Here is a 500-nt window from a genome sequence, read left to right as displayed (position 1 = left end):
GACCGGCGGGCGGCGGTGCCGGACCTGCCGTGGACCTCCCGCTCGCCGCCCCTGCCACCCCCGTGCCCCCGGCCGCCCCGGCTGCTCCCGCTGCGGACCTCACGCTCGCGACGCCCCCGGCGCACGTCCAGCGGTCGACCGGGTCGCCCACCGGCGCCGGGGCGACGTACGGCCCCGACCGGCGCGTCCCCTCCGGCGGTGCGCAGCCCCTGCGCGGCACGACGACGTCCCACGAGCCGGGCGGGACGACGACCACCCCCGCGAGCGGCACGTCGCACGGCACCCCGACGACCGAGGGCCCGACGTCGGCGCCGACAGCGAGCGCCACGGTCGTCCAGCGCGCGGTCCCCGGCGACCACCCGACCGCACCGGCAGCACCGGCCGCACCGACCGCACCTGCCGGCAGCGCCGACACGGCCGACACCGACGGCCTGGCGTGGACCGAGCCGTCGCCCACGGCACCCCCGGGCGGCGGTGCGGCCGTGCCGCTCGGCGCCCCC

Annotated in this window: 1 pseudogene; it reads left to right on the top strand. The window is 82.2% G+C overall.

The features are described 5' to 3' along the window. Positions 1-29: 29 nt before the first annotated feature. Positions 30-500, top strand: a pseudogene (locus CTKZ_RS21245) (hypothetical protein); the annotation flags it as partial.

Source organism: Cellulomonas algicola (genome assembly GCF_003851725.1).
Taxonomy (GTDB): Bacteria; Actinomycetota; Actinomycetes; order Actinomycetales; family Cellulomonadaceae; genus Cellulomonas; species Cellulomonas algicola.
Note: the sequence above shows the minus strand (reverse complement) of the source record. Positions and strands in the feature narration are given on the sequence as shown.